Raw genomic sequence first — 7237 nt, forward strand, 5'->3', positions numbered from 1 at the left:
TCCCGGAACTGCCCCGGCCCGCCCGAACTCCTAGGATTGGCGGGAGTCACATGCGGTCATCGCGCCGGAGCGGTCCCGCAGGTCTCTGCTTCTGCGGTCATCCGGTTCCACGACCTTGCGGTGCGAAGCATTCCGGCCCTGGGGGCCGGGGTCGATGCGGGTGCGCGGTGTTGTGGCGCCGGGCGCGGTGTGTGAGCGTGGAGCCCATGCAGCCCGGATACGACCGTCTCGCCGTGCAGTACGAGGACGCTTTCCCCGAACCGTTCCGCACGCCCCTGGAGCGGCACGCCGTGGCGGCGTTCGCCGAGCACGTGCGGGAGTCCGGACTGCCCGGCCCCGTGGTGGACGCGGGGTGCGGCACGGGACACGTGACCGCGGAGCTCGCGGCGGCCGGTGTTCCGGTGCTCGGTGTGGACCCCTCGGAGGCCATGCTGGGCATCGCGCGGGACTCGCACCCACAATTGCGGTTCGTGCAGGGCACCGCAGACCCCACCACGTGGCAGGACGCGCTCGGGGAGGCAGAGGCGCCGTCCGCCGTGCTGGCCCGGTTCAGCCTGATCCACCTGGCTCCGGACCGGGTTCCGGGCGTCGTGCGCTCGTGGGCGCAGCTGCTGCCGGTGGGCGGCGTGGTGCTGGTGGCGTTCCAGGCCGTGGCCGGCGGCCGGGCGGTGGTGTCCTTCGACCACGCGGTGGCCCCCGCCTGGCGCTGGCACCCGGACGTCATGGCGGACCACCTCCACCGCGCGGGGTTCACGGAGCGGTGGCGCGCGGTGAGCCGCCCGGATGCCGAGCACCGTTTTCCGGAGTGCCACCTGCTTGCGGTCAAGGAGACCGCTGAGGCCCCGCCGGTCCCGGTGGGTCGGGGCTGCTCGGTGGGCGGCTGCTGAGCCGGGCCGGCGGCCGTGCGTGGGATCGCGTGAAGGCTGAGGGGCACTGCGCGACACGAAGGACGATCGACGGAGGAGGCGGCGATGCGCGGCAAGGTCAAGGAATGGGGCGTGCTGGCGGAACTGTGCCTGGTGGTGGCGGGGTTCCCGCTGTCGGTGCTGGCTCCCCAGGTGCTGTGGCAGGTGCTCGGGGAGCACCAGGGCGTCGGGGTGCTGACACTGCTGGCGCAGTTCCTGGGGGTCTGCGTGGTCGTCGTGGTGCTCATGCTGGCGGACACCCTGCTGGACGCCCTGTTCCTCGCCCTGACCCGGAGTCGGGTGGCCACCCAGCTCTGCTCGGCCGCCGTGTTCGTGGCGGTGGTCGCGGCCCTGTTCTCCGTGTGGGTGCCCTGGTCCCTGGGCCTTGTGCTCACGAGCGTGGTGTCCGCCCTGGTGGTGCTGCTCTTCTCGAAGCTCGCCACCGAGCGTTACGCCGGTCTGCTGGAGCGGGCCGGCTGAGCGAAGCGGCGTCCAGCAGGGTGGAGTGCCGCACCGGCGGACGACGCCGCCCGCCCCCGCAGTCCCGCTCGTTCCGTCGAAGCCTGCGGCCTCGCGGCGTCGTCGTGGGCTGGAGCTGGACCGCGGCCACCGCGTGCGCCGATGTTACTCCCGAGTTCACCCGTTTCCGCGAGCCGGTGGACTTCTTTGTGACGCGGCCTACAGTGATGACACAGGCCACATGTGAAGTGCACATGCGGACGTGCTGCGAAGGAGTAGCCATGAAGGTTTTCGGTCACGCAGAACCCGGTGCACCGGCGGAGGAGATCGAGCTGGAGAAACCCCAGCTGACGGGCTCCGAGGTGCTGGTCCGCGTCACGCACTCGGGGGTGTGCCACTCGGACGTCCACTGCCAGGACGGGTACTTCGACCTGGGCAGCGCGGGGCGTCGAGAGCTGACCGCCTCGGGTGCCCAGTACCCGGTGGTGCTGGGCCACGAGATCGTGGGAGAGGTGGTGGAGGTGGGCCCGGAGGCCACGGTTCAGCCGGGGGACACCAAGTACATCGTCTACCCCTGGGTCGGCTGCGGTGAGTGCCAGGCCTGCCGGGAGGACCGCGAGAACTACTGCAGCGGCGCCAAGCGCAACCTCTCGGTGGCGCTCAACGGCGGCTACGCGGAGGAGGTCCTGGTTCCCGGAGACCGCTACCTGGTGCCGCTCGGGGACATCGACCCGTCCTTCGGTGCCACGCTGGCCTGCTCGGGGCTCACGTCCTACTCCGCCATCCAGAAGATCATGCCCGTGCCGGCGGAGAAGCCCGTGGCGGTGATCGGCGCGGGCGGTGTGGGGCTCATGACGATCGCCCTGCTGAAGGCCCTGGGCCACGAGAACATCGTGGCCGTGGACGTGAGCGAGGCCGCCCTGCAGAACGCCACCGCCATGGGCGCCACGGCCACCGTGGTCGCGGGTGGCGAGGCCCCCCACAAGGACATCGTGGCGGCCGGCGGGGAGAAGATCGCCGCGGCCATCGACCTGGTCAACAACGGGGACACCTCCAGCGCCGCCCTGTTCGCCATGGCCAACGGCGGCACCCTGGTGAGCGTGGGCCTGTTCGGCGGCCAGTTCACGTTCCCCACCGCGCTCGTCGCGTTCAACCTGCTGAACATCCGCGGCAACTTCGTGGGCAGCCTGCCGGAGCTCAAGGAGCTCGTGCGTCTCGCGCAGGACACGGACCTGCCCAAGCCGCCCATCCAGGAGCTCCCGCTCACCGCCCAGCAGGTCAACGCCGCCCTGGACGGGCTGCGCAACCGCACCTTCAACGGCCGCGCGGTGCTCGTCGCCTCCTGAGCGCCCTCCCCACGACGACGCCGTCGCCGCCCCGCGCGCACCGCGCACCCCGGGGTGGCGACGGCGCCCGCGCACCCGGGCGGGCGGCGTCGTCGTCCGGGAGTGGGCTCAGAGCAGGCCGGAGGTGAGGCGGCAGACGTTCTCCAGGAACTTGCGCGGCAGCGGGCGCTGCTCCCAGGCGGCGACGTCCAGCAGGGTGGAGTGGGCGGCGAACTGCTCCACCACCTCCTCCATGCGGGCACGGAAGGTCTCGTCCACGATCAGCACCGAGACCTCCAGGTCCAGGGCGAAGGAGCGCTCGTCCATGTTGGAGGAGCCGATCACGGAGACGATGTCGTCCACCAGCACGAACTTGGCGTGCAGCACGGTGGGGGAGCTGTACCGGTAGATCTCCACGCCGGCGCGGGCGAGCTCCGAGTAGTACGAGTTCTGGGCGTGCTGCGCGAGGAACTGGTCCGAGGTCTCGCCCACGAACAGCTGGATCCGCACCCCGGCCTGGGCCTCCGTGGTGAGTGCGTGGAGCAGGGACTCGTCCGGCACGAAGTACGGGCTGGAGATCACCACCCGGTGGTTCGCGTTGTAGATCAGGTGGTTGAACAGGCGCAGGTTCTTCTCGGTCTCGAACCCCGGCCCGGAGGGCACCACCTGCGCGAAGGCGGGCCCGGAGGTCTGCTCCAGTGCGGCGGGGGACTCGTCCAGCAGCAGGTCGTCGGTCTCCGAGTACCAGTCCGAGACGAACACGGCGTTGATCTCCGTGACCACGGGGCCGGTGGCCCGGACCATGAGGTCCTTCCACTCCATGCCCCTGCGGAGATTCTTCTTCTTGTTGTAGGAGCGGTGGATGATGTTCTGCGGCCCCGTGTAGGCCACCTGCCCGTCCACCACCAGGATCTTGCGGTGGTTGCGCAGGTCCGGGCGCTGCCACTCCCCGCGCCACGGGCGGATGGGCAGCATCCGGCGCCAGGGCACACCGCTGCGGTCGAACTCCCGGACCAGCTCCGCATAGCCCGGGTAGCCCAGGGACCCCACGTGGTCGATCAGGATGCGCACCCGCACCCCGCGCTCGTGCGCCCGCATCAGCGCGTTCAGCAGGTCCCGGGAGACCCGGTCCACGGCCACGATGTAGAACTCGAAGTGCACGTAGTCGTGGCGGCGTCCACCGCCGCGGCCATCCGCGCCATGCTCTCGTGGTTGTCCGGGAGGATCTGGAAGTCGTTGCCGCCCACCATGGGCAGCGATCCGACATTCTGGTTGAGCTCCGCGGTGGTGCGCACCCACTCCGGATAGCGCTCGAACTCGGGACCCAGCGCCACGCCCTCGGGGGTGTTCTCCTGGATCACATGGTTCATCCGCGCCTGCTTGGCCATCCGGGTCCGTGGCAGGCGGCTCGAGCCGATCACCACGAACAGCACGATCCCCGCGTACGGCACCAGGAAGATGGCGAACAGCCACGCGAGCGCCACGGAGGGCCGCCTCTGGTGGGGGATCCAGCCCAGGGCCCCGAGCTTGAGGAGCAGGTCCAGCACGGCCAGCGTCACCAGGGTCCACTCCGGGACGGTGTCCGCCGGGAGCAGGTCGAAGGGTATCCAGGGGTTCACGGGCGCGGCTCGTCAGGGGCGGGGCAGGTGGTACGAGATCTCGGAACCCGCGCAGGGGCGCCGCACGAAGCCGCGGCCCACCAGCAAACGGTGGGCGGCCACCATGTCCTCGGGCACGGAGGCGCACACGGCCCGGACTCCCGGGTCCTCGAAGGCCCGCTCCACCAGGGCGTCCAGCGCCTCGCCGGCCAGGCCACGACGGCGCACGCCCGGCACCATGGAGCCCTCCACCTCCAGCTCACCCTCCATGAGGGGCCCCGAGAACCCGGCGGTGCCCACCACTTGTTCTGAGGTGCGCTCCACCACGGCCAGGCGCGTGAGCTCGGACTCCGTGAAGAAGTGCTCCCCGGCCTCGATCGCGCCGCGCGCCCAGTCCGTGTTCTCCGCGGAGGGGAAACCCTGCGCGAAGTGGGGCATGGTGGCGGCGTCCGCCATCACCTCCAGTTCGCCACGCGTGAACGGACGCAGCTCCAGGTGCTCGGTGCGCAGCGGCCGCGGGGGTTCCGGCTGCGGCAGTAGCTCCTCCATGGCGTGGGTCTCCCATCAGATCTCGTCGTGTCCGGTCCGCCGCGGCCCTCAGCCGAAGTGGCGGGGCAGCGTGGACTCGTGCGCGCTGCGCAGCTCGTCCAGGTCCACCGCGAACTCGCCCTGGAAGTCCAGGGTGCCGCTCTCGGTGTCCACCACACCGATCCGCGCGAAGGGGTAGTTGCGCACGGTGCACATGTCCCGGAATCGCACCTCCTCGGAGCGCGGCACGGCCACGACGGCGCGGCCCTGCGTCTCGGAGAACAGCAGCGTGAACAGGTCCACACCATCGCGCTCGGCCACCTCACCCAGCCCGATCCGGGCCCCCACACCGAAGCGCAGCGCCATCTCGGCGAGCGTGGCACCCAGCCCGCCCTCGGCGACGTCGTGGGCGGCGTCGATCATGCCGTCCCGGGACATGTTGACGAGCATGTCCCCGAGGACGCGCTCACGCTCCAGGTCCACGCGCGGGGGCGTGCCGCCCAGGTGCCCGCGCAGCCGCGCCCACTCGGAGCCGTCCAGCTCGTCCGCGGTGTCTCCCAGCAGGTAGACGGCCTGGCCGTCCTCGCGCCAGCCGGAGGGGGTGCGGCGCGTGACGTCGTCGAACACGCCCAGCATGGCGACCACCGGGGTGGGGTTGATGGCCACACCGCCCGTCTGGTTGTAGAGGGACACGTTGCCGCCGGTCACGGGCACGCCGATCGCCTGGCAGCCGTCCGAGAGCCCGCGCACGGCCTCCGCGAACTGCCACATCACGTCCGGGTCCTCCGGGGAGCCGAAGTTCAGGCAGTCGGACACGGCCGCCGGGCGGGCACCCGCGGTGGCCACGTTGCGGTAGGCCTGCGCGAGTGCCAGCTGCGCGCCGCGGTACGGGTCCAGGCGGGTGTAGCGGCCGTTGGAGTCCGTGGACAGGGCCACGCCCAGGTTGGTGCGCTCGTCCACGCGGACCACACCGGCGTCGTCCGGCATGGCCATGGCGGTGTTGCCCTGCACGTAGCGGTCGTACTGGCTGGTCACCCACTCCTTGGAGCACAGGTTCGGGGAGCCCATGAGGTCCAGCAGCGCCGGGCCGAGCTCCGCGCCGGACGGGCGGGCGGCGTCCTCGGGCGAGCCCGTGAAGTGGGCCTCCTGCAACGCGTCCTGGGACTCCGGGCGGGCGTAGGGGCGTTCGTAGACCGGGCCGTCGTGGGCCACGGTGCGCGGGTCCACGTCCACGATGACCTCGCCGTGGTGGTCGATGACCAGACGTCCGGTGTCCGTGACCTCCCCGATCCACGAGTACTCCACGTCCCACCTGGCCATGACCGCCTCGAAGGCCTCGACCTTCTCCGGGGTCACCACGGCCATCATCCGCTCCTGGGACTCGGACATGAGGATCTCGCCCGGCGTGAGCGAGGGGTCCCGCAGCAGCACCTGTGTCAGGTCCACGTGCATGCCGCCGTCACCGTTGGAGGCCAGCTCGGACGTGGCGCACGAGATGCCGGCCGCCCCGAGGTCCTGGATGCCCTCCACCAGCGAGGACTTGAACAGCTCCAGGCAGCACTCGATGAGCACCTTCTCCGCGAACGGGTCCCCCACCTGCACGGCGGGACGCTTGGAGGGCTTGGAGTCGTCGAAGGACTCGGAGGCCAGCACGGAGGCGCCCCCGATGCCGTCCCCGCCCGTGCGGGCTCCGAAGAGCACCACCTTGTTGCCGGTGCCGGAGGCGTTGGCCAGGCGGATGTCCTCGTGGCGCATCACGCCCACGGCCAGGGCGTTGACCAGGGGGTTGCCCTGGTAGCACGGGTCGAACTCCACCTCGCCGCCGATGTTCGGCAGCCCCAGCGAGTTGCCGTAGCCGCCCACGCCGGCCACGATCCCGTGCACCACACGCTGGGTGTCCGGGTGGTCGATCGCCCCGAAGCGCAGCGGGTCCATCACGGCCACCGGGCGGGCGCCCATGGAGATGATGTCCCGCACGATCCCGCCCACGCCCGTGGCCGCGCCCTGGTAGGGCTCCACGTACGAGGGGTGGTTGTGGGACTCGATCTTGAAGGTCACGGCCCAGCCGTCCCCGATGTCCGTGACACCCGCGTTCTCCCCGATGCCCACCATCAGGTTCCTGCGCATCTCGTCCGTGACCTTCTCGCCGAACTGCTTCAGGTGCACCTTGGAGGACTTGTAGGAGCAGTGCTCGGACCACATCACCGAGTACATGGCGAGCTCCGCGGCGGTGGGGCGCCGGCCCAGGATCTCCTTGATGCGCTCGAACTCGGCCTCGTTCAGGCCCAGCTCCGCCCAGGGCAGCTCGGTGTCCGGGGTGGAGGCGGCGTGCTCCACGGTGTCCAGGTTGAAGTGCGTTTCACTCATGACGTCTGCGGGTCCCTTACGTGAACTGGGTGGGGCGTGGGGTGCGTGCCACGCC

Annotated in this window: 5 protein-coding genes and 1 pseudogene; 3 read left to right on the top strand and 3 right to left on the bottom strand. The window is 70.9% G+C overall.

Annotated elements, in window-relative coordinates:
- Positions 1-206 precede the first annotated feature (206 nt).
- The 3 genes from CWC38_RS10270 to CWC38_RS10280 all read left to right on the top strand — a co-directional run bounded on the left by CWC38_RS10270 (position 207) and on the right by CWC38_RS10280 (position 2710).
- Positions 207-887: a class I SAM-dependent methyltransferase gene (locus tag CWC38_RS10270; RefSeq protein WP_121846647.1), complete on the top strand. Its 681-nt coding sequence runs from the start codon at positions 207-209 to the stop codon at positions 885-887.
- 84 nt (positions 888-971) lie between these two features.
- On the top strand, positions 972-1385 hold the full coding sequence (locus tag CWC38_RS10275) for a hypothetical protein (RefSeq protein WP_121846648.1): 414 nt from the start codon (positions 972-974) through the stop codon (positions 1383-1385).
- Positions 1386-1645: 260 nt separating this feature from the next.
- Complete coding sequence (locus tag CWC38_RS10280) at positions 1646-2710, top strand: alcohol dehydrogenase (protein ID WP_121846649.1); 1065 nt, start codon at positions 1646-1648, stop codon at positions 2708-2710.
- Between the two features lie 108 nt (positions 2711-2818).
- On the opposite strand, the pseudogene cls reads toward CWC38_RS10280, so the two are convergent.
- From cls to purL, 3 genes and pseudogenes are all read right to left on the bottom strand, one after another.
- Positions 2819-4308 (bottom strand): annotated as a pseudogene (gene cls / locus CWC38_RS10285) (cardiolipin synthase).
- 12 nt (positions 4309-4320) lie between these two features.
- Complete coding sequence (locus CWC38_RS10290; RefSeq protein WP_121846650.1) at positions 4321-4836, bottom strand: GNAT family N-acetyltransferase; 516 nt, start codon at positions 4834-4836, stop codon at positions 4321-4323.
- A gap of 48 nt (positions 4837-4884) precedes the next feature.
- Positions 4885-7182 (bottom strand): phosphoribosylformylglycinamidine synthase subunit PurL, encoded by a 2298-nt coding sequence (gene purL, locus CWC38_RS10295; protein ID WP_121846651.1) that lies wholly within the window; start codon positions 7180-7182, stop codon positions 4885-4887.
- Positions 7183-7237: the final 55 nt, after the last annotated feature.

The sequence above is a fragment of the Kocuria tytonicola genome, assembly GCF_003687455.1.
Taxonomy (GTDB): domain Bacteria; phylum Actinomycetota; class Actinomycetes; order Actinomycetales; family Micrococcaceae; genus Kocuria; species Kocuria tytonicola.